The organism is Kitasatospora sp. NPDC085895 (assembly GCF_040702125.1).
Taxonomy (GTDB): domain Bacteria; phylum Actinomycetota; class Actinomycetes; order Streptomycetales; family Streptomycetaceae; genus Kitasatospora; species Kitasatospora arboriphila.
The window spans coordinates 1-21,517 of the sequence record NZ_JBFBJY010000021.1; the positions used below are offsets into that span (position 1 = coordinate 1).

At 73.9% G+C, this 21,517-nt stretch carries 21 protein-coding genes and 3 pseudogenes; 15 read left to right on the forward strand and 9 right to left on the reverse strand.

Translation table 11 applies throughout. The annotated features are described in order from the left end of the window. Positions 1-216: 216 nt before the first annotated feature. A complete protein-coding gene (locus tag AB0442_RS15820) occupies positions 217-651 on the reverse strand; it encodes a CBS domain-containing protein (protein ID WP_363540275.1) in 435 nt (144 codons plus the stop codon). A 242-nt stretch (positions 652-893) separates the two neighbouring features. Between AB0442_RS15820 and AB0442_RS15825 the strand changes: the two genes are divergently transcribed. Next, a complete protein-coding gene (locus AB0442_RS15825) occupies positions 894-1,298 on the forward strand; it encodes a (2Fe-2S) ferredoxin domain-containing protein (protein ID WP_363540274.1) in 405 nt (134 codons plus the stop codon). A gap of 3 nt (positions 1,299-1,301) precedes the next feature. On the opposite strand, the gene AB0442_RS15830 is transcribed toward AB0442_RS15825, so the two are convergent. Further along, positions 1,302-1,787, reverse strand: a complete 486-nt coding sequence (locus tag AB0442_RS15830) for a hypothetical protein (protein ID WP_366163387.1) — start codon at positions 1,785-1,787, stop codon at positions 1,302-1,304. A gap of 84 nt (positions 1,788-1,871) precedes the next feature. Between AB0442_RS15830 and AB0442_RS15835 the strand changes: the two genes are divergently transcribed. Beyond that, on the forward strand, positions 1,872-2,639 hold the full coding sequence (locus AB0442_RS15835; RefSeq protein ID WP_366163267.1) for an aminotransferase class IV: 768 nt from the start codon (positions 1,872-1,874) through the stop codon (positions 2,637-2,639). A gap of 43 nt (positions 2,640-2,682) precedes the next feature. Here the strand turns inward: AB0442_RS15835 and AB0442_RS15840 are convergent, their stop codons facing one another. The 3 genes from AB0442_RS15840 to AB0442_RS15850 all read right to left on the reverse strand — a co-directional run bounded on the left by AB0442_RS15840 (position 2,683) and on the right by AB0442_RS15850 (position 4,210). Then, a complete protein-coding gene (locus tag AB0442_RS15840) occupies positions 2,683-3,156 on the reverse strand; it encodes a DNA starvation/stationary phase protection protein (protein WP_366163268.1) in 474 nt (157 codons plus the stop codon). A gap of 76 nt (positions 3,157-3,232) precedes the next feature. Then, positions 3,233-3,895 carry a ThuA domain-containing protein gene (locus AB0442_RS15845; RefSeq protein ID WP_366163269.1) on the reverse strand — a complete coding sequence of 221 codons (663 nt, stop codon included), beginning with the start codon at positions 3,893-3,895 and terminating at the stop codon, positions 3,233-3,235. A gap of 132 nt (positions 3,896-4,027) precedes the next feature. Further along, on the reverse strand, positions 4,028-4,210 hold the full coding sequence (locus AB0442_RS15850) for a hypothetical protein (protein WP_366163270.1): 183 nt from the start codon (positions 4,208-4,210) through the stop codon (positions 4,028-4,030). 488 nt (positions 4,211-4,698) lie between these two features. Between AB0442_RS15850 and AB0442_RS15855 the strand changes: the two genes are divergently transcribed. The 7 genes and pseudogenes from AB0442_RS15855 to AB0442_RS15885 all read left to right on the forward strand — a co-directional run bounded on the left by AB0442_RS15855 (position 4,699) and on the right by AB0442_RS15885 (position 12,395). Further along, positions 4,699-6,153: an extracellular solute-binding protein gene (locus tag AB0442_RS15855; protein ID WP_366163272.1), complete on the forward strand. Its 1,455-nt coding sequence runs from the start codon at positions 4,699-4,701 to the stop codon at positions 6,151-6,153. After that, positions 6,150-6,371, forward strand: a complete 222-nt coding sequence (locus AB0442_RS15860; protein WP_366163274.1) for a hypothetical protein — start codon at positions 6,150-6,152, stop codon at positions 6,369-6,371. The genes AB0442_RS15855 and AB0442_RS15860 overlap by 4 nt, the downstream gene beginning before the upstream one ends. Before the next feature lie 90 nt (positions 6,372-6,461). Next, positions 6,462-6,692 (forward strand): annotated as a pseudogene (locus tag AB0442_RS15865) (sugar ABC transporter permease); the annotation flags it as partial. A gap of 80 nt (positions 6,693-6,772) precedes the next feature. Continuing rightward, positions 6,773-7,411: pseudogene (locus AB0442_RS15870) on the forward strand (beta-galactosidase); the annotation flags it as partial. Between the two features lie 211 nt (positions 7,412-7,622). Next, positions 7,623-8,213 (forward strand): annotated as a pseudogene (locus AB0442_RS15875) (beta-galactosidase trimerization domain-containing protein); the annotation flags it as partial. A gap of 81 nt (positions 8,214-8,294) precedes the next feature. After that, a complete protein-coding gene (locus AB0442_RS15880) occupies positions 8,295-10,688 on the forward strand; it encodes a glycoside hydrolase N-terminal domain-containing protein (protein WP_366163276.1) in 2,394 nt (797 codons plus the stop codon). 93 nt (positions 10,689-10,781) lie between these two features. After that, complete coding sequence (locus AB0442_RS15885; protein ID WP_366163278.1) at positions 10,782-12,395, forward strand: metallophosphoesterase family protein; 1,614 nt, start codon at positions 10,782-10,784, stop codon at positions 12,393-12,395. A gap of 54 nt (positions 12,396-12,449) precedes the next feature. Here AB0442_RS15885 and AB0442_RS15890 read toward each other — a convergent pair whose 3' ends face one another. After that, positions 12,450-12,932, reverse strand: coding sequence for a peroxiredoxin (locus AB0442_RS15890; protein WP_366163279.1), 483 nt, complete (start codon positions 12,930-12,932; stop codon positions 12,450-12,452). 112 nt (positions 12,933-13,044) lie between these two features. Beyond that, positions 13,045-14,256: a pyridoxal phosphate-dependent aminotransferase gene (locus AB0442_RS15895; RefSeq protein WP_366163280.1), complete on the reverse strand. Its 1,212-nt coding sequence runs from the start codon at positions 14,254-14,256 to the stop codon at positions 13,045-13,047. An 85-nt stretch (positions 14,257-14,341) separates the two neighbouring features. Here AB0442_RS15895 and AB0442_RS15900 point away from each other — a divergent pair, with 85 nt between their 5' ends. Continuing rightward, a complete protein-coding gene (locus tag AB0442_RS15900) occupies positions 14,342-14,710 on the forward strand; it encodes a helix-turn-helix domain-containing protein (RefSeq protein ID WP_030262099.1) in 369 nt (122 codons plus the stop codon). Between the two features lie 120 nt (positions 14,711-14,830). Continuing rightward, complete coding sequence (locus AB0442_RS15905; protein ID WP_344623095.1) at positions 14,831-15,424, forward strand: dihydrofolate reductase family protein; 594 nt, start codon at positions 14,831-14,833, stop codon at positions 15,422-15,424. A 29-nt stretch (positions 15,425-15,453) separates the two neighbouring features. On the opposite strand, the gene AB0442_RS15910 is transcribed toward AB0442_RS15905, so the two are convergent. Together AB0442_RS15910 and AB0442_RS15915 are read right to left on the reverse strand one after the other, a co-directional pair. Beyond that, on the reverse strand, positions 15,454-15,969 hold the full coding sequence (locus AB0442_RS15910) for a DinB family protein (RefSeq protein WP_344623094.1): 516 nt from the start codon (positions 15,967-15,969) through the stop codon (positions 15,454-15,456). 7 nt (positions 15,970-15,976) lie between these two features. Beyond that, positions 15,977-16,162: a hypothetical protein gene (locus AB0442_RS15915; RefSeq protein ID WP_366163282.1), complete on the reverse strand. Its 186-nt coding sequence runs from the start codon at positions 16,160-16,162 to the stop codon at positions 15,977-15,979. A 551-nt stretch (positions 16,163-16,713) separates the two neighbouring features. Here AB0442_RS15915 and AB0442_RS15920 point away from each other — a divergent pair. The 4 genes from AB0442_RS15920 (at position 16,714) to AB0442_RS15935 (ending at position 21,405) form a co-directional block, all read left to right on the forward strand. Then, the gene (locus AB0442_RS15920) at positions 16,714-18,720 is read left to right on the forward strand and encodes an RICIN domain-containing protein (RefSeq protein WP_366163284.1); all 2,007 of its coding nucleotides are present in this window, start codon (positions 16,714-16,716) and stop codon (positions 18,718-18,720) included. A gap of 81 nt (positions 18,721-18,801) precedes the next feature. After that, the gene (locus tag AB0442_RS15925; protein ID WP_363540263.1) at positions 18,802-19,461 is read left to right on the forward strand and encodes a hypothetical protein; all 660 of its coding nucleotides are present in this window, start codon (positions 18,802-18,804) and stop codon (positions 19,459-19,461) included. A 169-nt stretch (positions 19,462-19,630) separates the two neighbouring features. Continuing rightward, a complete protein-coding gene (locus AB0442_RS15930; protein WP_366163286.1) occupies positions 19,631-20,473 on the forward strand; it encodes a papain-like cysteine protease family protein in 843 nt (280 codons plus the stop codon). Positions 20,474-20,487: 14 nt separating this feature from the next. After that, the gene (locus AB0442_RS15935) at positions 20,488-21,405 is read left to right on the forward strand and encodes a hypothetical protein (protein WP_366163288.1); all 918 of its coding nucleotides are present in this window, start codon (positions 20,488-20,490) and stop codon (positions 21,403-21,405) included. Positions 21,406-21,517 lie beyond the last annotated feature (112 nt).

The window sequence follows — 21,517 nt, forward strand, 5'->3', positions numbered from 1 at the left end:
GGTTTGTTGGTGTTGTTGTTTTTTTTTTTTTTTTTTGTTGGTGTGTTGTTGTTGTTGTTTTTGTTTTTTTTTTTTTTTTTTGTGGGGTTGGGGGGGGGGGGGGGGGGGGGGGGGGGGGGGCGGGGGGGGGGGGGGGGGGGGGGGGGGGGGGGGGGGGGGGGGGGGGGGGGGCGCGCCCCCGGCCCGCCCCCCCCCCGCCCCGGGGGCGTCGCGGCGTCAGCGGCTCACGTAGATGCTGTCCATGAACTCGATGATCTGACGGTCGGTCAGTCGCTGGCCCTCGCGGTGGCCCATCGCGAGGTCGGCCTCGCTGATCATCCCGACCAGCCGGCCGTCCTCGATCACCGGCATCCGGCGGATCTGGTGCTGCTCCATCTTCTTGAGCACCGCCTCCATGTCGTCGGAGGCCTTCACGCAGTGCAGGTGGCCGGCCAGGTCCATCGCCATCATGGTCGACGGGTCCTTGCCGGCCGCCAGACACTTCACCACGATGTCCCGGTCGGTGATGATGCCCTTGAGCATCCCGTCCGGGCCGCAGATGGGCAGGGCGCCGACCTCCATGTCGCGCATCATCTTCGCGGCGGCCATCAGGGTCTGGTCGGCGTCGATGCACTGGGCGCCGCGGTGCATGATGTCACTGGCAGTGGTCACGGGGGTTTCCTCTCGTCGTCCGCGGGGTCGACCGCCGGTGGCGGCCGCGACGGCACGCGGAGCGTGATGGTGCGATCACCATATGCATCACCGTCCGGGGCCGCGCGCGGAGCGGGCGGCCCGCTGCGGCAGAATCTCCCCAGGTGCCGACCGTTGTGGCGGTGCCGTTCGTACCGGTCCGCCGTTCTCGGAGCCGTCACCCGTTCGGCGGCGCGCGGCGGCGGGCACCAGGGAGGGAACCCATGGCCCGTCGTCCCCGCAGCCAGCCGCCCGCCGCGCCCGCGCCGGTCACCGTCACCGTCTGCCGGGGCTGCTGCTGCGGTACGACGGCCAAGCACCCCGGCGTCGACCACCAGGGCCAGCTGGCCCGGCTCCGCGAAGGGATCGGCGAGGCGGGCAAGGTCCGGGCGGTGGACTGCCTGGACGCCTGCGGACACTCCAACGTCGTCGTGGTGGGCCCCTCCGCCGAGGGGCGGCAGGCCGGCGGACGGCCGGTCTGGCTCGGCTGGGTGCTCTCCGACGACATGATCGACGAAGTGGTGGAGTGGGTGCGGGCCGGCGGCCCCGGCCTGGTGCCCGCGCCGGGCACCCTCGACCTCCAGGAGTTCACCGTCTCCCGGCGGATCCGGGAGAACCTGCCCGGCTGACCGTCAGGCCGCCGCCCGGGCCGACCCGTCCGGCCACACCACCCGGACCGGAACCCCGGCCCGCCGCGCGGTGGCCACCATGTCGGCGGTGCCGCCGAGGCCGCGCCCCGGCCGGCCGTCCCAGACCGCGACCACCAGGTCGGCCCGGCGCAGCAGTTCGGCGTTGGCGGCCTGGTACGCGGCGTCGGACTGCTCCCGGTACGGCAGTACGACCGCCTCGGCGGCGGCCGCGAGCAGCCGGTCGAACGCGGGCCGGTCCGGCTCGGCGAGCCAGCGGCGGTAGCGGGGCGAGGGCAGGACGGCGACCAGGCGACCGCCGGCGGCGAGCACCTCCTCGGCGAAGAGCGAGTCAGCCCCGGGCGCGAGGCAGGACAGGCCGGTCAACCCGGCGGGGCGGTGCGCGGCGAGCAGCGCCCGCAGTTCGTCCCGCACCAGCGGTACCGTCCGCTCGGAGAGGTCCAGGTGCCCGGTCACCGCGATCGCCGTCATGCCGTCCTCACCGGTCGCCGCCGCCGGCCCGTACCCGCCGGGCCGAGCCGAGGCTACCGCGGCGGCTGCTGCCATGCTGGGCGCATGGCGGAACTCGACGGGCGGCCGGCCACGGCCGCGCAGCTGCAGGCCCTGGCGCTCACCAACTACGGGCACTTCACCACCGTACTGGTGGAGGACGGCCTGGTCAGGGGCCTCGGGCTGCACCTCGCCCGGCTGGAGCGGGACTGCCGCGAACTGTTCGGCACCGACCTCGACCTGGAGCGCGTCCGGGCGTACGCGCGCCGGGCGGCGCCGACGGCCGGGGCCGCGACGGTGCGGGTGACCGTCTTCGACCCGGAGCTGGACCTCGGCCGGATCGGCGCCGCGGCGAGCCCGCGCGTCCTGGTGACGACCCGTCCGGCCGGGCCGGCCCGGCTGCCGCCGCTGCGCGTGCGGACCGTCCGGTACGAGCGGGACGCGCCGCACGTCAAGGGCGTCGGCCTGTTCGGGGCGCTGCGCGAGCGGCGGGCCGCGCAGGCGGCCGGCTACGACGACGCCCTGTTCACCGACGCCTCCGGGGCCGTCTCCGAGGGCGGCACCTGGAACATCGGCTTCGTCCGCGGCGGCGAGGTGTTCTGGCCGGCGGCCGATCAGCTGCGCGGCACCACCATGGAACTGCTGCAGGCCGCCCACCCGTGGCGGGCCGGGCGGATCACCGGCCCGGCGGGCTTCGAGGCCGCCTTCGCGACCAACGCCGCCGTCGGGGTGCGCCCGGTGGCGGCGGTGGACGGGACGGACCTGGCGGTGGCGCACCCGGTGGTGGCGGCCCTGCGCGCGGCGTACGCGGCGGTGCCGGGGGAGCGGCTGTAGCGGGGCCGCGCGGGGCACCCCCGCGCGGCCCCGCGGAAGGGGCTCAGCCGGTGTGTTCGGCCTGCGCCATCCAGGAGTACTTCTCCAGGTCGGCGGTGAGGCCGATCAGGATGTCCTGGCTGACCGGGTCCGGGTCGGCGGTGGAGGTGATCCGCTGCCGCATCCGGGCGATCACCGCGCCGAGGGCGGCGACCAGGGCCGCCACCGTGTCGTCGTCCCGGACCGGGCCCGAGGCGGGGGCGGTGATGCCGCTGCTGTCGGCGACGGTCCGCGCCCGGCCGTCCGGCGGGAAGCCGATCGCGGCGGCCCGCTCCGCCACCGTGTCCGCGTGCTGCCGGGCGAGCACGACGATCTCGTCCAGCTGCAGGTGGACGGGGCGGAAGCGCGGGCCCACCACGTTCCAGTGCAGCTGCTTGCCGACCAGCGAGAGGTCGACCAGGTAGACCAGGGCGCCCTGCAGGGCCTCGCCGACCGTGGCGCGGTCGGCGTCGGGCAGCGGGCCGTGGATGGCGTACATCGGGGCTGCTCCTCGGGCTCGTCCGACTCCGGCGCCCGCCGGCCTCTCACAGGGAATCGGTCAAACCGGGCATCTCTTACTTCTCGCCCAGCGCATGCCGGACACCGCCCAGCAGGTGCGCCCGGAAGCACGCGTCCCGGTAGGCCTCCGGCGCGTGGCCGATCGAGGTGTAGAAGGTGGGGGCGCCGTCGTGCTCGCCGGACCAGGCGATCGGGTGGCCGGGGCCCATCAGCCCGCCCTCGTAGCCGTCCTCGTCCACGGTGAGCAGCACCCGCACGTCGCGCTCCCGGGGGTCGGTGCGGAAGTTGTACCACTCGTCGGTCCACGTCCAGCTGGGCGGGAGGTGGGAGGTGGCCGGGTGGCCGCTGTCGGCGGTGCGGACGGTGGCGGTCTGGATCGGCGGGTGGCTGTGGAAGCGGGCCCCGACCAGGCCCTCGTACCAGGGCCACTCCAGCTCGGTGCCGGCCGCGCAGTGCACGCCCATCCAGCCGTTCCCGGCGCCGAGGTGGGCCCGCAGGGCGTCCCGTCCCGGCTCGTCCAGCACGTCGCCGCCGGTGGAGAGGAAGACCACGGCGGCGTAGCGGCGCAGCGAGCCCGGGCGGAACTCCGAGGGCTCGTCGGTGGCGTCCACGTCGAAGCCGTGGTCGGCGCCGAGTTCGCGCAGCGCGCGCACGCCGTCGACGACGGACTCGTGCGGGAAGAGCAGGTTGCGGGTGTGAATGAGAATCCTGGCGGTCATGGGGGCTGATCCTGCCTCAGCGGGTGCGTGCCGGGGGAGGGCCCGGACGGTCCGTGCACCCTCCGTGCACGATCCGTGCGCGGATCGCCAAGTGCCGGCCCCGCAACCACCGCCGCGGGGCCGGCACCCGGCTCAGCCGAAGGCGGCCTCGGCCAGCCGCAGCGCGCCGCGCAGCACGATCCGCAGCTCGTGGACGCCCTTGGCGGGCACGGCGAGGTCGGCCCGGACGGTCGTCCAGGCGTACCGGCCGCCGGCGGCGGGCACCTCGATCCGGGCGGCGGTGAGATCGACGCGGGTCGCCCCGTCGTCGGGCATGGATGGTCCTCCGGTGCGGCGCGGGGGCGGAGCTGCGGCTTCACGAGGTGGTCGGTCGAAGTGCTTCGAAATTGGCAGTGGCATCGCAGGCTGTCAAGACTGCCGACCGCCGGCCCGGGTCGCCCGCGCCGGGTGTTCCTGCTGGTCCAGACTGATTCGGCAGGGTCGCAGGTGGCTGTCCCGAAGCGGTCGCACGGTCTGTTCCGCCGTCAAGTCCTGAACTGTGAACCGCGCGCAAACCCTTGTGTGGCGGCCGGGCTGGCCTGGCCTGGCACCACGTTGAAGCGCTTCGACAGTGTGGCCGGGCCACCGCCGCACCCGCCGGGGGCGCTCCGCCGCGCCACCCCCCGCACCGTCGTCACACCCCCTCGGCCCCGCCGCGGGACCTCCCACCCAGCCGCACCCCGGGGACGCCGGCCGGGCGCGGCCGTGCCGCCGGCCGCCCCACGACCGAGCGCCCCGCCACACGACGAAGGGCCCCACCCGCCATGACCAGCGCTGACAGAGTCGGCTCCGCCTCCCGCCCGTCCCGCCGAGGCTTCCTCGGCGCCGCCGTCGCCGCAGCCGCCGCGGTCACCGGCGGCGGCCTGCTGACGGCCTGCTCCTCCGGCACCGGCCGCGCCGGCGGCAAGGGCGGTGTCGCCACCGGCACTGCCCTGCAGAACGCCCTGCCCGCGTTCGTGGCCTCCACCCTCGTGACCCCGGGCATCCCCGGTTCGAACGGCTCCACCCCGGCCTTCCTGAAGTTCCCCGCCGAGCTCAAGGCCTCCGTCGCCGCGAAGCCCGGCAAGGGCGGCTCGTACACCTTCTTCACCCCGCTCTGGGGCTCCGACCCGGGCAAGGGCAGCAAGTACTTCGCCGCGATGGACGAGGCGCTCGGCATCAAGGTGAACTGGCAACTGCAGGACGGCGTCACCTACCAGGACAAGCTCGGCGCGGTGCTCGCCGGCGACAGCATCCCCGACCTGTTCTGCATCCCCGGCTGGAACATCAACGGCCAGATCCCCAACGCCATCAGCGCCAAGGCCGCCGACCTCGGCCCGCACCTCTCCGGCGACAAGGCCAAGAAGTACCCCAACCTCGCCGCGATCCCCACCGACGCCTGGAAGATGTGCATGTTCGGCGGCAAGCTGCGCGGCCTGCCGATGCCCAACCGCCCGCTCGGCGGCGTCGTCCCCTACTACCGGGCCGACGTCTTCGCCGAGAAGGGCTGGACCCTGCCGAAGACCGCCGACGAGTTCCTCGCCCTCGCCAAGGAGACCACCAGCCCCGCCAAGGTCTGGGCCTGCGAGGACATGTGGTGGACGGCGCAGGTCATGTTCAACTGCGTCCCCCGCACCATGCCCGGCTACTGGAAGCAGCAGGACGGCAAGCTCGTCCACCTGGTCGAGACCGACGAGTACGTCGAGGCGCTCTCCTGGACGCAGAAGCTCTACGCCCAGGGCAGCGTCCACCCCGACTCCGTCGCCGGCAAGGCCAACGACGCCAAGACCCGCTTCACCTCCGGCCAGTCGCTCATCATGAACGACGGCGACGTGATGCGCGGCATGATGAACGAACAGGCCAAGGCCAACCCGAAGTTCCGCATCAAGCCGATGGACTCCTTCGCCCACGACGGCGGCAGGCTCGAGCTCTACATCGGCAGCCCGGCCGGCATCTTCAGCTTCCTCTCCGCCAAGCTGCCCGCCGAGAGGATCGAGGAACTGCTCGCCGTCGCCGACTACGCCGCCGCGCCGTTCGGCAGCAAGGAGTTCGTCCTCGAGAAGTTCGGCGTCGAGGGCGTCCACTACAACCGCGACGCCTCCGGCACCCCGTGCAGACCGACCTCGGCACCAAGGAGGTCCTCTCCTCCTGCGAGTTCGTCGCCTCGCCGGCCGCCACCATCGCCTGGTCCGACCAGCCGCAGGCCGCCACCGACTTCGCCGACTGGATGGGCCGGATGACGGCCTTCGCCAAGAAGCCGCTCTTCCACGCGATGCAGATCCAGGAGCCGAGCCGCTACGCCTCGCTCCACACCCCGTTCGACGACCTGCAGAAGGAGGTCGTGCGCAACCGCAAGAAGATCTCCGACGTCAAGGACGCGGTCGACAACTGGCGCAAGAACGGCGGCGAGGAACTGCGCGCCTTCTACCAGGACATCCTCGACAAGTCCTCCAGCTGACCGCGCGCCGGCCGCGCCGGCGCACCCCACGACATGCACTACGGCCGCCCGGTGGCGCATCGCACCGGCGGCCAGGGCGGAGCACCCACCATGACCAGCAGGGCCCCAGCAGCCGACCGGCCGGCACCGCCGCCGGCCCCACCCGCCGACAGCCGACCCGCAGGGCCCGCCGCACCCCGGCGCGGCATCACCCGCAGGCAGCGGCTGCGCCGCGACCGCACCCTGCTGCTGATGACCCTGCCCGCCGTCGGCCTGCTCCTGGTCTTCACCTACGTCCCGCTGCTCGGCAACGTCGTCGCCTTCCAGGACTACGACGTCTACGGCGGCGGCATCACCGGCAGCGCCTTCGTCGGCTTCGAGAACTTCGCCGCCGCGTTCGGCCGCCACCCGGCCGTCCGGATGTGCACGTCAACAACGAGTACGGGCCGGTCTGCCACTGCGAGGAGACGGCCGGGCGCTTCCGGGACTGGCTGCGCAAGCGGCACGGCGGCCTGGACGCCCTCAACGAGGCCTGGGGCACCGCCTTCTGGAGCCAGCGGCACAGCAGCTGGTCCACCGTCACCCCGCCGCTCGCCGCCCCCTACCTGCCCAACCCGGCGCAGGTGCTGGACTTCCGCCGGTTCTGCTCCGACGTGCTGCTGGAGTGCTTCACCGCCGAACGCGACGTGCTCCGCCGGCACAGCCCGGAGCCGCCGGTCACCACCAACTTCATGACCCTCCACCCGCACGTCGACTGCTGGGCCTTCGCCGCCGAGCAGGACGTCGTCTCGCTCGACGCCCACCCCGGCCCGGCCGACCCCCGCGCCGCCGTCCGGGCCGCCCTCGGCCAGGACATGACCCGCTCCCAGGCCGGCGGCCCCTGGCTGCAGATGGAGATGGCCGCATCCGCCGTCAACTGGCGCGGCGTCAACCGGGCCAAGCCGGCCGAGCGGCTCCGCCTGGAGGCGCTGCAGGCCGTCGCCCGAGGCGCCGACGGCCTCTGCTTCTTCCAGTGGCGGGCCTCCCGCCAGGGCGCCGAGAAGTTCCACTCCGCGCTGCTGCCGCACGCCGGGGCGGACACCCCGCAGCACCGGGCCGTCCGCGCGATCGGCCGCGAACTCCCGCTGCTCGCCGAGGTGGTGGGCACCGAGGTGCGCGCGGAGGTGGCCGTCGTCTTCGACTGGCCGAACCGGTGGGCGCTGGAGCAGCGCGGCCGCCCCCCCCGACCGGGGCGACCTCGCCCCGCTCGCCCTCGCCCGGCACGGCGCCCTCTGGGACGCCCACCTCACCGCCGACCACGTCCACCCGGAGGCCGACCTCACCCGCTACCGGCTGGTCGTCGTCCCCAACCTCTACCTCGCCTCCGACCGGGCCGTCGAGAACCTGGTCGCCCACGCACGCCGCGGCGGTACCCTGGTCGCCGGCTTCTTCACCGGTGTCGCCGACGACCAGGACACGATCCGTCCCGGCGGCACGGACGGACGGCTGCGCGACCTGCTCGGCGTCCACCCGCTCGAGTGGCGCCCGCTCGACGCGCCCGCCGGCCTCGACGGCGGCGGCACCGCGGACCTGTGGAGCGAGGAGCTGCGCCTCGCCGAAGGCACCGAGGTGATCGCCTCGTTCGCCGACGGCACCCCCGCCGCCACCCGGCACGGCCGCGCCCACTACCTCGCCACCCTGCCCGACCCCGCCGTCCTGCGGCGGCTGCTCGCCGGCGCCGCCGACGCCGCCGGCGAGCACCCCGAACTGCCCGGCCTCCCCGACGGAGTGGAGGCCGTCCGGCGCGGCGGACTGCTCTTCGTGCTCAACCACACCGCCGCCCGGTGCACCTCCCCCTGTCCGGCCCTCACCGGAACCTGCTGACCGCCCGCGACACCGCCGCCCTACAGCTCGCCCCCCACGGCGCAGCGGTGCTGCGACCCATGTGACCGACAGGACTCCGCCATGCCCGACGCCCCCACGCACGGCATCCACGACACCGCACCCGCCGCCCGCTGGGAGGACGCCTACCTCGGCGGCAACGGCCGGCACGGCGTCCTCGTGCACGGCCGCACCGAGGACGAGCACCTGGTGATCACCCACCACCACCTGGTCCGCCCCGACCCGGCGAGCGGCGCCGAGCCGCCGCTGCTCGCCCCCGTGCTCGCCGAGGTGCAGGACGCGCTGCTGGCGGGCCGGCAGGCGGAGGCGGTGGCCGCGTTCGGCGGCGACCGGGAGCCCCGGTACGTGCAGTCCTTCCACCCCGGCTTCGCCGTCCGCGTCCGCCGTCCGGCCGCCGAGGCCGACGGCTACCGGCGCACCCTGGACCTGCGCACCGGCGTCGCCGCCGCCGAATGGCACGAGGCGGACGGCTGGTGGCGCTGCGAGACCTTCGTCTCCCGCGCCGACGACGTGGTGGTGCACCTGCTGACCGCACCGAGCGGCGGCGCCGTCGAGGCCGAGGTCTGCCTCGACACCCGGCTGCCCGGCGCGCCCGAGGAGCTGCGGGCCGCCGTCCGCTCGGTCTACCGCCCCGCCGAGATCCCCGCGCCCGGGGCGGACGCTCCGCGGGACACCGCCCTGCTGCGGCTGCGCGTCCGCTACCCCGACAGCGAGCTCGGCTACCGCGGCGCGACCCGGCTGCTCGCCCCCGGCGGCACCGTCCGCTGTGACGGCCCCCGGGTGCACGTGAGCGGCGCCCGCCAGTTGCTGCTGCTCACCCGCACCGCCCGCGGCCCGGTCGCCGAACCCGACGGCCGCCTCGGCCGGCTGGACACGGGCCTGTACACGCTGTCCGAGGACTACGAACTGCTGCTGCAGCGCCACCTCGACCTGCACATCGAGGCCTACGACCGGGTCGCCCTCGACCTGCACGCCCCGGCCGCCGACCGCGAGCTGCCCGTCGCCGAGCTGCTGGCCCGCCAGGAGGCCGACCCGTCGACGCTGCAACCCGCGCTGCTGGAGTCGCTGTTCGCGGCCGGCCGGTACCACCTGCTGGCCTCCTCCGGGGAGCGCCCGCCGCGGCTGTGCGGTCTGTGGACGGGCGACTGGGGGAGCGCCTGGGGCGGCGCGTTCACCACCAACGCCAACCTCAACCTGCAGCTCGCCGGCGCCGCCGCGACCGGCCTGCCCGAGGCCTCGCTGGCGCTCGCCGCCCTCGTCCGCGACCAGCTGCCGGACTGGCGCACCAACGCCCGCCGGCTCTACGGCACCCGTGGCGCGGTCGCCCCCGCCCACACCGACGGCACCAACGGCCTGCAGTACCACTTCAACCACAGCTGGGCGCACCACCTGTGGACGGCCGGCGCCGACTGGCTGCTGCACCCGCTGCTGGAGCACGCCGAGACCACCGGGGACACCGCCTTCCTCACCGGCGAGCTGCTGCCTACCCTGCTGGAGACCGCCGCCTTCTACGAGGACTTCCTCACCCGCACCGGCCCGGACGGCCGGATCGCCGTGGTGCCCTCCTACTCACCCGAGAACCACCCCGTCGACCCGGCCACCGGCGAGGCGACGCCCGCCGCCGCCTCGGTCAACGCCACCATGGACATCGCCGCCGCCCGGCACGCCCTCACCACCGCCGCCGACCTCGCCGACCGGCACCGCGCCGCCCCCGCCGCCCGCACCGCCGGCTGGCGGGCCCTGGCCGCCCGGCTGCCCGACTACCTCGTCAACGAGGACGGTGCGCTCGCCGAATGGGCCTGGCCCGGCCACCGGGACGGCTACGACCACCGACACGTCAGCCACCTCTACCCGGTCTGGCCGCTCGGCGAGATCGCCCCGGACACCACCCCGGAGCTCGCCGCGGCCGCCCGCACCGCGCTGCTGCTGCGCGGCGACGAGAACCACTCCGGCCACGGCCACCTGCACCGGGCGCTGGCCGCCGCCCGGCTGGACGACGCCGGGCTGCTCACCTGTCAGCTCGCCCACCTGCTCGTCCGCGGCTTCTTCTTCCGCTCCCTGATGAGCAGCCACTACCCGGACCGGGACGTCTTCAACGCGGACGTGGCGCACGCCCTGCCCGGGGTGCTCACCGAGATGCTGCTGCGCTCCCGCCCGGCCCGCCCCGGCCGCCCGGCCCACCTGACCGTGCTGCCCGCGCTGCCCGCCGCCCTGCCGAGCGGTCGGCTCACGGGGGCGCGCACCCGCTTCGGGGCGGTCGTCGAGGAGCTGGCCTGGTCGCCCGGGCAGGTCACCCTGACGCTGCGGGCCGACCGGGCCTGCACGGTCGAGCTGCGGATCGCCCCGCTGCACAAGGAGGGCGGCGAGCTGCTGGAGCTGACGGCCGGCCGGCTGCGCACCGTCACCGTGGAGTTCTGTCGCACCGTCGACCGGCCGGCCGTGGACTTTGCGAACTGATGGCCGATTCTTGCTCGGCGGCAGACCGGCGCGACGGCGCCCGTTCACCGGAAGTCCCTCCGTGGGCCAACCACCGCTGGGAGCCTCCCGGGCATGGATATCCCGAACATGGGCGTGCCCGCGGGGCTCGCCGACCGCATGAGCACGGCCGAGCAGCACGAGTACCTGCGCAGCAGGCTGTCCCGGCGCAGGATGCTGCGCTCCTCGGCGGTGACGGTGGGTCTGCTGGCCGTCGGCGGCGCGCTGGGCAGCGGCACCGCCTCGGCGGCGCCGGCCGGCGGTTCCGTCACCGACGGCGTCGACGGCGCGCTGGTCGCGCCGACGGGCCGCCACCTCGCCTTCGGCCCGCGGCCGGACACCCAGTTCCGGATCTCCTGGCAGGTCCCGGCACCGGTGAAGCGGCCGTTCCTGCGCTTCGGCCGCCACCCGTGGGACCTCTCGCACAAGGTGGAGGCGGAGGTGCGCGCCCTGCACACCCCGGCGCTCACCCCGACCGGCACCCCGGTCGACCAGTACTACCTGCACGTCGCGCTGGACCACCTGCAGCCCGACACCACCTACTACTACGGCGTCGGCCACCAGGGCTTCGACCCGGCCTCGGGCCAGGCGATCTCCACCCTCTCCACCTTCCGCACCGCGCCGGCCCGGCACGGCCGCGGCGGCCGCCCGTACGAGCCGTTCACCTTCACCGCCTTCGGCGACCAGGGCGTCTCCTCGCACGCCGCCGGGAACGACCACGTGATCCTGGCCCAGAAGCCGGCCTTCCACCTGCACGCCGGCGACATCTGCTACGCCGACCCGGCCGGCTCCGGCCAGGACTCCGACAAGTCGGTGTACTCGGCCACCACCTGGGACGCCTTCCTGGTGCAGACCGAGACGGTCGCGGCGAAGATCCCGTGGATGGTCTCCTACGGCAACCACGACATGGAGGCCTGGTACTCGCACCACGGCTACGGCGGCGAGGACGCCCGGTTCTTCCTGCCCGGCAACGGCCCGGACCCGCGTACCGCGCCCGGCGTGTACTCCTTCGTCTACGGCAACGTCGGCGTGGTCTCGCTGGACGCCAACGACGTCTCCTACGAGATCCCGGCCAACCTCGGCCTCACCGCGGGCCGGCAGACCGCCTGGCTGGAGCGGACGCTGCGCTCGCTGCGGGCCGACGAGGGCGTCGACTTCGTGGTGGTCTTCTTCCACCACTGCGCCTTCTCCACCACCCACCAGCACGCCTCCGAGGGCGGGGTCCGCGAGGCCTGGGTGCCGCTCTTCGAGAAGTACCGGGTCGACCTGGTCGTGAACGGCCACAACCACGTGTACGAGCGCACCGACGCGATCCTCGGCAACAAGGTGGCGAAGGCGGTGCCGAGCGGCGGCACCGTCGAGCCGGCCAAGGACGGCGTGGTGTACGTGACGGCGGGCGCGGCCGGCCGCAGCCTGTACTCCTTCGACGCGCCGGACACCTACGAGGGCCACGAGCACCGCGTGGACTCGGTGAACACCTTCCACTTCGGCAAGGGCGGGGTGAAGGTGCCGGAGACGGTGGAGTGGTCACGGGTGCGCTACACCGGCTACTCCTTCGTGCGGGTGGACGTCGCCCCGGCGCACAAGGGCCGCACCGCCACCATGAAGGTCACCGCCCTCGCCGAGGACGGCACGCAGGTCGACCACTACACGATCGCCCGCCGCGCGGGCGAGTGCACGGCGCACTGAGGCCGGACGCGCCGGGCCCGCCCCCGGTCGGGGAGGCGGGCCCGGTGCCGTCGTTCAGCCCAACCCGGCGAGCTCGGCGGCGAGTTCGTCGCTGTGGCGGAAGGTCAGGCCGGCCAGGGCGACGTGCTTCCAGCGGACGGTGAGGTCGCCGTCCAGGATGAACACCGAGCGGCGCAGACCGAGTCCGGGCACCGCGATGCCGTACGCCTTCGCGACCGTGCGGTCGGTGTCGGCGAGCAGCGGGAAGGCGATCCGGTGCCGGCGGGCGAACTGCTCGTGGCTGTCGAGGCCCTGCGGGCTGACGCCCCAGACGGTGGCGCCGAGCCCGGTGAAGCGCTCCAGGTCGGAGGTGTACTCGCAGAGCTGCTTGGTGCAGACGGGCGTGTCGTCGCCGGGGTAGAAGACCAGCACCAGCGGGCCGCCGCCCTTGGCGTCGGAGAGCCGGTACTCCTGGCGCTGTGCGGTGTCCCCGGCGAGCAGCAGGCCGGGCAGGGCGAAGTCGGGGGCCTGGGTTCCGGCCTCGGGCGGCTTGGGCATGGACGTCCCCTCCGGGCATCAGGTAGACAGACCTGTCTGTCTTCTTTCGGCCCGATGCTAGCCCGCCCGCCCGGCGGGTGTCATGCACCCCGCCGGGCGGTCGAGTTCGCGGTCACTGCTTGTAGGTGGCCAGGAAGCGGCCGATCCGGCTGATCGCCGTCTCCAGGTCGTCGGCGCGCGGCAGGGTGACGAAGCGGAAGTGGTCCGGGCGCGGCCAGTTGAAGCCGGTGCCCTGGACGACGTGGATCTTCTCGCGGAGCAGCAGGTCCAGCACGAACCGCTCGTCGTCGACGATCTTGTGCACTTCGGGGTCCAGCCGCGCGAAGGCGTACAGCGCGCCCTTCGGTTTGACGCAGCTGACGCCCGGGATCTCGTTCAGCGCCCGGTGGGCGACGTCGCGCTGCTCGGTGAGCCGGCCGTTGGGCAGGGTGAGGTCGTTGATCGACTGGTGGCCGCCGAGCGCCGCCTGCACCGCGTACTGCGCCGGCACGTTCGGGCACAGCCGCATGCCGGCCAGCATGGTCAGGCCCTCCAGGTAGTCCGCGGCCCGCTGCTTGGGGCCGGACACCGCCAGCCAGCCGCTGCGGAAGCCGGCCACCCGGTACGCCTTGGACAGGCCGTTGAAGGTGAGGGTGAGGACGTCGTCGGCGAGCGCGGCCAGGCAGTGGTGCTCGGTGCCGTCGTAGAGGATCTTGTCGTAGATCTCGTCGGCCAGCACCATCAGGCCGTGCCGGCGGGCGAGGTCGAGGATGCCCTCCAGCAGCTCCTTCGAGTAGACGGCGCCGGTCGGGTTGTTGGGGTTGATGACGACGATCGCCCGGGTGCGGTCGGTGATCTTCGAGGCGATGTCGTCGAGGTCGGGGAACCAGTCGGCCTGCTCGTCGCAGAGGTAGTGCACCGCCCGGCCGCCGGCGAACCGCACCACCGCCGTCCACAGCGGGTAGTCCGGCATCGGGACGAGCACCTCGTCGCCGTCGTCCACCAGCGCCTGCACGGCCATCTGGATCAGCTCGGAGGCGCCGTTGCCGAGGTAGACGTCGTCGACCGTCATGCCGGTGACGCCGCGCTGCTGGTAGTACTGCACCACCGCGCGGCGGGCCGGCAGGATGCCGCGCGAGTCGCTGTAGCCGTGGGCGTTCGGCAGGTTGCGGATGATGTCCTGGAGGATCTCCGGCGGCGCCTCGAAGCCGAACGGCGCGGGGTTGCCGGTGTTCAGCCGCAGGACGCTGTGCCCGGCCTCCTCCAGGGCGTTCGCCTGGTCGACCACCGGGCCACGGATCTCGTAGCACACGTCCTTGAGCTTGCTGGACTGCCGAAACTCCACTGCGGCCTCCCGACCTCACCTCTGGTTGCTTTGTTCTACCAAGTAACCACTTGGAAAGTCCAACCTTTTGGCTATGCTGATCCCCATGCCACGCCGAAGCTACGACCAGTACTGCGCCGTCGCCCGCGCCCTGGACGCGGTGGGGGAGCGCTGGAGCCTCCTGATCGTCCGTGAACTCCTCGGCGGGCCCCGCCGCTACACCGACCTGCACGCCGACCTGCCCGGCGTCTCCACCGACATCCTCGCCGCCCGGCTCAAGCAGCTGGAGGGCGAAGGACTGGTCGAACGCCGCCGGCTGGAACGCCCCGCCAACGCCTCGGTGTACGAACTCACCGCCCGGGGCCAGGAGCTGCGCCCCGTCCTGGAGGCGCTCGCGGTCTGGGGCGGCCCCGACCTCGGCGAACCCCGGCCCACCGACGCCGTCCGCGAGCACTGGTACACCGCGGTCGGCTGACGGCCCCCGGGCCCCGGTCCTGCGGCCGGCCTGACCGCTCCGGGTGAGCGGCCGGCCGCCGCGGTGTGTCCCGCGCCCGCCCCGGCCGCCCGCCCCTACGGTGGGCGGCGGGAGGCGCACATGGCACGGGTGATCACACAGGCCTCGATGTCCCTGGACGGATTCATCGCGGACCACTCCGACCAGGTCGGGGCACTGTTCGACTGGTACTCCAACGGGGACGTGGAGGTCACCGGCGCCGACCCGGACCGGGTGTTCCGGGTCTCGGCCGCCAGCGCGGAGTACCTGCGCTCGGCCTGGTCCACCGTCCGCGCCACGGTGATCGGCCGCCGTCTGTTCGACATCACCAACGGCTGGGACGGCAGGCCGCCGGTCGGCGAGGCCGTCTTCGTGGTCACCCACCGCCCGCCGGACGAGTGGGACTTCCCCGACGCACCGTTCACCTTCGTCACCGGCGGCCCGGCCGAGGCGGTCGCCCTCGCCAAGCAGTACGCCGGGGACGGGGACGTCGCCGTCACCCCGGGCGACGTCGGCGGCCAGGCCTTCGCGGCGGGCCTGGTGGACGAGGTCCTGGTCGACCTCGTCCCGGTGGTGTTCGGCGCCGGCGTGCACTACTTCGGCGGCTACCACGGCTCACCGCTGGTGCTGGAGGACCCGGAGATCGTCCAGGGCGACCGGGTGTGCCACCTGCGCTTCCGGGTCCGCCGCGACTGACCGCCCGGGCCCGGCCGCCGCCGGCCCGGTCAGCCGCCGGTGACGCCGTCGGTGTGCTCGCGCAGCAGGTCGGCGTGGCCGTTGTGGCGGGCGTACTCGGACACCAGGTGGAAGAGGACCAGGCGCAGCGAGTACTCCTCGCCGTCCAGCACGAAGGTGTCGTCCAGCGAGGCGCCGGCCAGGACCTCGTCGGCGAGCCGGCGCTCCTCCAGCAGCCGGGCGTAGTCCTCCTCGGCCCGCGCCGGGTCCAGCTCGTCGAAGTCGGCGTCCTTGTTCGGGCTCTCGGAGTACAGCCGCGGCACCGGCAGGCCGGCGAAGCGCTCGCGGAACCACGTCCGCTCGACCTTCGCCAGGTGGCGGATCAGGCCCAGCAACGAGAGGTTCGACTCCGGCAGCGGGCGCAGCGCGAGCTGTTCGCCCGTCAGGCCCTGGCACTTGAACAGGAAGGTGTCGCGCTGCCAGGCGAGGTAGCCGGTCAGCATCTCGCGCTCGCCGGCCACGAGGGAGCCGCCGGTGCGCTTGGTGTCGGGTGCGGTCCAGGTCATGGCGCGATCATGCCGCCCGGCCGAACCGCCGCGCCAGTGCCTTTCCCGCCGTCAGCCGCCAAAGGGCGCCGTAGCCGAGCAGCGCCGGGCCGGCCCCCGCGAGCGAGCCGAACGCGACGGTGGGGACGGGCTCGTACGCGGGCTCCGGGCCCGGTCCGCCGGACCATCGCGCGATCCGCAGCGCCGTGCCCATCGCAGCCACCAGCGGCCCGCGGCCCCGGCCCCCGGGTGATGAGCGGCAGCACGGCGGCGGGATGACTCGGCGTGAACGGCATCCGCCCACGCTATTCGGGTGTGCCCGTTGTGTCCGCCCCGCGCCGAGGTGATGACGGACCGTCACCTCGGCCCCATAAGTGCGGCTGGGACATCTCCAAATGGAATCTTCTTGCCATGATGCAGAGTGATATTGCACCTACTCTGTGCAATTTCACTATTTGACGGGCCGTCTAACGACAGATCACGAAACATAACGTTTGCATTACGTCGCATACGGATCCGATGGGGCATCGGTCTGGACCAATGCTCCACCTGTCAACCAACTTCACTTTTCCACAATGAACTTGACGAACCATCGGGACGAATTGTGGAGTCGTTGAAGCCCGTACTTCTTCGCGCGTAGAACACGTGCATCCAAGTCGATCGAACGTTCTGGCAGGATTCCCGGCACTCAACCCCTCCAAGGAATGAGGTCTGGTTTTGTCCGGTCGTAGAAGAGCGGTCAACCGGCGGAAGGGCGGCCGCGTCATGCTGGTCGCCGCCGTCGTGGCCGCAACGGGGGTCTTCGTGGGCAGCGCCGCGATGGGCGGCGTCTTCACCGAGGAGCGGACGACGGCTGCGGCCGGCGTGTCCGCCGACGGGTCCGCGCCGGCCGCCGAACCCGCGCACGACAAGGCCCCGGAACCGGTGGTCTCGATACCGAGCAACGACCCGCCGCGCGGTCTGGTGTACACCGGCCTCAAAGCGGCACCCAAGGGCGACAAGTGCGTCGGCGTCCTGCGGACCGCCGAGGGCAACTGCACCCACGGGCCGGACGCGCCCCCCAAGGGCGTGGACGTCAAGAAGGACACACCGCCGGCGGTGAAGGCCGAGGAGCCCGCCGCCGCACCCGGCAGCGCCGCCCCCGCGGGCCAGGCCGCACAGGCGCCGACGGCCGGCACGGAGGCGGCCGTCGACGCCACGGCCGCCCGGACCGCCGCGGCCGCCCCGGCGCCGAGCGCGACCGCCAAGCCCGCCCGCACCGCGGCCGCCGGCCCGGCCGACCAGACCGTCCAGTGCGACGGCGACGGCAGCAGCGGCAACCGCATCCAGGTGGTGTACGCCCACGGACCCGGCAAGGACCGCTACGCGCAGTACGCCGCGTCCTTCCGCAAGTGGGCCGCCGACGCGGACACCATCTACTACGCCAGCGCCCAGGAGACCGGCGGAGTCCGGCACATCCGCTACGTCACCGCCGCGGACTGCACCCCCTCGGTGCTCAACGTCGAGCTGCCCGACTCGGCCCTCGCCGAGTTCAGTGCGATGAACAACGCCCTCGCGCAGAAGGGCTTCAACCGCAAGGACCGCAAGTACATGGTCTTCGCGGACGCCAACGTGTACTGCGGCATCGGCACCTTCAACGGCGACGAGCGTCCCGGCCAGGACAACCTGTCCAACTTCGGCCCCTCGTACGGCCGCACCGACTCCGGCTGCTGGAGCGGCTCCACCGCCGCGCACGAACTCGGCCACAACCTCGGCGCGGTGAACAACAGCGCGCCCAACACCAGCCGCGGCGCGCACTGCACCGACGAGTGGGACGTCATGTGCTACTCCGACTCGCCGTACTACCCGGCGATGCGGACGGTCTGCCCCGAGCGCGGCCACGACGAGCGCCTCGACTGCAACCACGACGACTACTACAACACCAGCCCCAAGGCCGGCAGTTACCTCGCGACCCACTGGAACATCGCGAACAACCAGTTCCTGATGACCGGAGGCGGAAGCACCAACCCCAACCCGAACCCCTCGCCGACCTCCTCGCCGACCCCGTCGCCCAAGCCGAGCCCGACCGGGCCGACCGGCACCACCGGCCCCGTGCCGACCGTCGGCAGCCTCGCCTCCGACTCCGCGGTGCTCAACTGGCCCGCCGTCAACGGCGCCGACTGGTACCAGGTCCGGCTGAACGGCGACTTCCTCGCCTGGGTGCAGCAGAACTCGGTGCGCATCTACAACCTGCGCCCCGACACCGACTACAGCGTCGCGGTGGCCTTCCGCGACCGCTCCGGCAAGGACTCCGCGCCGGGCCGCACCGTCACCTTCCACACCCCGAAGGCCGGCAGCACCACCACGCCCAGCGCCGCCTACACCCTGGTGAACGGCGCCAGCGGGCTGGCCGCCGAGATCTGGGGCGGCAAGTCGGCCGACGGCACCGTGCTGGTCGCCTCCCAGCCCAACGGGTACACCGGCCAGCGCTGGTACTTCGACGACGCCGGCAGCGGCTACTCCCGGATCCGCTCCGCGGTCTCCGGCAAGTGCCTGCAGCTCGGCGGCGCCGCCGGCGCCGGCCAGTGGGTGTACCAGCAGCCCTGCAACGGCTCCTCGGCCGCCCAGCAGTGGCGGATCGCGACCGCCGGCGGCGGCGTCACCGTCACCGCCCGGGGCAGCTCGCTCGTCCTCGGCATCTCCGGCCGCCCCTACTACGGCGCCTGGCTGATGGAACTCCAGGACCCGAACGGCTCCGGCTACCACACCTGGACGGTCCAGAAGGCGTCCTGACGCCCCGCCGAGCCACCGGGGGCCCGCCGGCCACGCGGGCGGGCCCCCACCGCACCGCCCACTGCCCAGGAGCGCACGCCCATGCCCGACCGACGTTCCGCGGCGGCCTCGGCCGTCCTCGCCGGACTCCTCGTCCTCGGCCCGGCCGCGACCGCCCACGCCCACGGCGACACCATCGCCCTCACCGTCACCGGCAGCACCGGCGGCCACCCGCAGGCCACCGCCCTGTGGGAGAACGACCGCGACCCGGTCGAGGAGCGGATCGCGGGCACCTTCTCCGCGACCGCCCCGGACGGCACCGCCCTCGGCCCCTGGCGGCTGGTGGCGGTACCCGGCCGGCCCGGTGTCCTCACCACGGCCGAGGTGCTGCCGCCCGGCCACTGGACCGTCACCGCCGAGACCGCCTTCCCCGGACTCGGCCGCTACCAGGGAACCCTGGACGTGCCGGTGACCGACCCGCCGGGCTCCGCCCCGTCGGCCGGACCGACCGCCGCCACCCAGGGCCCCACCACCGCGACCCCCTCGCCGGGCACCGTCGCCGACCCCGTCCCGGCGGGAACGGCGGCCCCGTCCGGCGGCCCCGCGCCCTCCGGCAGTCCGGCACCGGCCACCGCCGCGCCCGACGACGACCGGGACCGGCCCGCCTGGCTGCTCGCGCTCGCCGGCCTCGGCACCGCCGTGCTGGCCGGGGGCGCCGTCGCGGCCGCCGTCCACATCCTCCGGCGCTCCGCCCGTTCCTGACGGAGCGCCGTCCCCACCCTCCGTGCGCCCGCACCCGGCCCGTCCCGTCGGGCATGCCCTGACCGGCACGCCCCGACCACGCACGTCCCGACCCGGGCGCATCCGGCCCACGAGTCCGGGCCGCCGGTGACCCGCCGGCCCGGCCCGGACCTTCGGATCAAGGAGCACCATGCACAGACTCCGCGCATCCCGCGGCAAGAAGACCCTGCTGGCCGCGATCGTCGCCGCGCTCTCCGGAGCGCTGCTCCTCGGCATCGGCGTCCTCGCCCAGGCCGCCTCCACCGGCACCGTGATCGGCGGCCAGGGCGGCTACCGTACGGTCAACCAGCGCACCCAGCCCTCGCTGACCTCCCGCATCACCGGCACCTCCGCGGTCGGCGACCACGTCCCCACCGCCTGCCGCACCACCGGCGACCAGATCGAGGGCAACACCCGCTGGATCTGGTCGGGCACCTACTACATCGCCGACGCCTTCATCCGGGAGAACACCAACGGCCTGCCGGTCTGCGGCTCGACCACGACCACGAACACCGGCACCAAGACCCTCGCCATCGGCATGCAGAAGCAGGTCAGGACGCAGTGGTGCTGGGACGCCTCGGGCGTGACCATCGCCAACTACTGGGGTCGCAGCACCACCCAGGAGGAGTTCTGCCGGCTCGCCGCCCGCGGCACCTGGGTGAACTGCAACAACCAGCCCGCGACGCTGGAGGACATGGCCAACGGCCTGGCCGGCCTCGGGCTCTCCACCAGCGGCCGCAGCCTCTACCGCAGCGCCTCCTTCGCCGAGACCACCGCCGAGATCGCGGGCGGCCGCCCCTTCGCCGTCCGGATCGGCTGGACCTCCGGCGGCGGCCACATGAACGTCATCTACGGCTACGACAGCACCAGCAACATGATCGCGGTCGGCGACCCGTGGCCCTCCACCCAGACCTACACCTGGTGGAACTACAACACCTACGTCAACAACAACTCGTTCCAGTGGACCCACTCCCGCATCGGCATCCACGGCTGAGGAGACGACCGACCGTGACCACCATCCCGCAGCTCCACCGCGCGGCCGTGCTCGCCGCCACCGCCGGCCTCGCCCTGCTCGCCTCCGCCTCCCCGGCGCAGGCCGCGGACGGCCCCGACCTCGGCTCGGCCCAGCAGGTCCTGCAGTCCGGCCAGGTCCGGGACACCGTCTCCCGCTTCCTGACCGTCACCCGGCAGCAGTCCGCCGCCCCGGCCGCCCCCGCCGCCGACGGCGGCACGGTCGGCGCCCCGCGCAGCGCGGCCGCCCCGGCCGGACCGCCCGCCTTCGACCTGAAGAACCCGGTGGCGCTCTACGAGCTCGCCCCCGACTTCGTCTCCGGCAAGGCCCGGCCCACCGCCGACACCGCGCTGCGCCTCTCCTACCTCGCCTCGCGGGTCGCCGCCGCCGACGGCCACCGCGCCGCCGTGCTGCTCGCCCCGCAGGACCGGAAGGGCAGCGGCTGGCAGCTGGCCGGCATCCGGGACGGCGACGCCGAGGTCTCCCTCGCCGAACAGGGCACCGCGCAGGCCCGCACCTTCACCGAGCCGCAGCTGCACGCCTGGTACCGGCTCACCGACAAGGGCCAGGTCGAGGCGCTCAACCAGGAGGCGACCAGCGGCCTCGGCGGCAAGCACAGCGTGACCCTCGCCGCCTACCAGAAGCTGGTCAGCGCCCGCTACGGCGACAAGCTGCCCGGCTCCGCCTACGACCGCAAGGGCCTGGCCGGCGGCTACCCCGGCCTCGACGGCGCCGCCGCGCCCGCGGCCGGCACCCCGGACGCGGCCGACGCCGCCCCGGTCGCGGCGGCCGCACCCGCCGCGGCGCCCGCCGACCGCACCGCGTGGTGGGCCGCCGCGACCGCCGGGGCGCTCGCCCTCGGCGGCTCCGCGACCGCCCTGCTCCGCCGCCGCCGTTCCGCCGGCGCCGCCTGAGCGGGCCCCGACCCGCCGGCGCCGCGGCCCTCCGGTCCTGTCCGGAGACCACGGCGCCGGCGACCCGCGCACCGGCCCGGTTGCGGTGCGAAGCCCACCCCCCGGACCGATC

What these genes read in the sequence shown, in the direction of transcription:
- AB0442_RS15825 (WP_363540274.1), top strand. Translation starts at nt 894, where the DNA reads ATGGCCCGTCGTCCCCGCAGCCAGCCGCCCGCCGCGCCCGCGCCGGTC.
- AB0442_RS15830 (WP_366163387.1), bottom strand. Translation starts at nt 1,787, where the DNA reads ATGACGGCGATCGCGGTGACCGGGCACCTGGACCTCTCCGAGCGGACG.
- AB0442_RS15835 (WP_366163267.1), top strand. Translation starts at nt 1,872, where the DNA reads ATGGCGGAACTCGACGGGCGGCCGGCCACGGCCGCGCAGCTGCAGGCC.
- AB0442_RS15840 (WP_366163268.1), bottom strand. Translation starts at nt 3,156, where the DNA reads ATGTACGCCATCCACGGCCCGCTGCCCGACGCCGACCGCGCCACGGTC.
- AB0442_RS15845 (WP_366163269.1), bottom strand. Translation starts at nt 3,895, where the DNA reads ATGACCGCCAGGATTCTCATTCACACCCGCAACCTGCTCTTCCCGCAC.
- AB0442_RS15850 (WP_366163270.1), bottom strand. Translation starts at nt 4,210, where the DNA reads ATGCCCGACGACGGGGCGACCCGCGTCGATCTCACCGCCGCCCGGATC.
- AB0442_RS15855 (WP_366163272.1), top strand. Translation starts at nt 4,699, where the DNA reads ATGACCAGCGCTGACAGAGTCGGCTCCGCCTCCCGCCCGTCCCGCCGA.
- AB0442_RS15860 (WP_366163274.1), top strand. Translation starts at nt 6,150, where the DNA reads ATGACGGCCTTCGCCAAGAAGCCGCTCTTCCACGCGATGCAGATCCAG.
- AB0442_RS15880 (WP_366163276.1), top strand. Translation starts at nt 8,295, where the DNA reads ATGCCCGACGCCCCCACGCACGGCATCCACGACACCGCACCCGCCGCC.
- AB0442_RS15885 (WP_366163278.1), top strand. Translation starts at nt 10,782, where the DNA reads ATGGATATCCCGAACATGGGCGTGCCCGCGGGGCTCGCCGACCGCATG.
- AB0442_RS15890 (WP_366163279.1), bottom strand. Translation starts at nt 12,932, where the DNA reads ATGCCCAAGCCGCCCGAGGCCGGAACCCAGGCCCCCGACTTCGCCCTG.
- AB0442_RS15900 (WP_030262099.1), top strand. Translation starts at nt 14,342, where the DNA reads ATGCCACGCCGAAGCTACGACCAGTACTGCGCCGTCGCCCGCGCCCTG.
- AB0442_RS15905 (WP_344623095.1), top strand. Translation starts at nt 14,831, where the DNA reads ATGGCACGGGTGATCACACAGGCCTCGATGTCCCTGGACGGATTCATC.
- AB0442_RS15910 (WP_344623094.1), bottom strand. Translation starts at nt 15,969, where the DNA reads ATGACCTGGACCGCACCCGACACCAAGCGCACCGGCGGCTCCCTCGTG.
- AB0442_RS15915 (WP_366163282.1), bottom strand. Translation starts at nt 16,162, where the DNA reads ATGGGCACGGCGCTGCGGATCGCGCGATGGTCCGGCGGACCGGGCCCG.
- AB0442_RS15920 (WP_366163284.1), top strand. Translation starts at nt 16,714, where the DNA reads ATGCTGGTCGCCGCCGTCGTGGCCGCAACGGGGGTCTTCGTGGGCAGC.
- AB0442_RS15925 (WP_363540263.1), top strand. Translation starts at nt 18,802, where the DNA reads ATGCCCGACCGACGTTCCGCGGCGGCCTCGGCCGTCCTCGCCGGACTC.
- AB0442_RS15930 (WP_366163286.1), top strand. Translation starts at nt 19,631, where the DNA reads ATGCACAGACTCCGCGCATCCCGCGGCAAGAAGACCCTGCTGGCCGCG.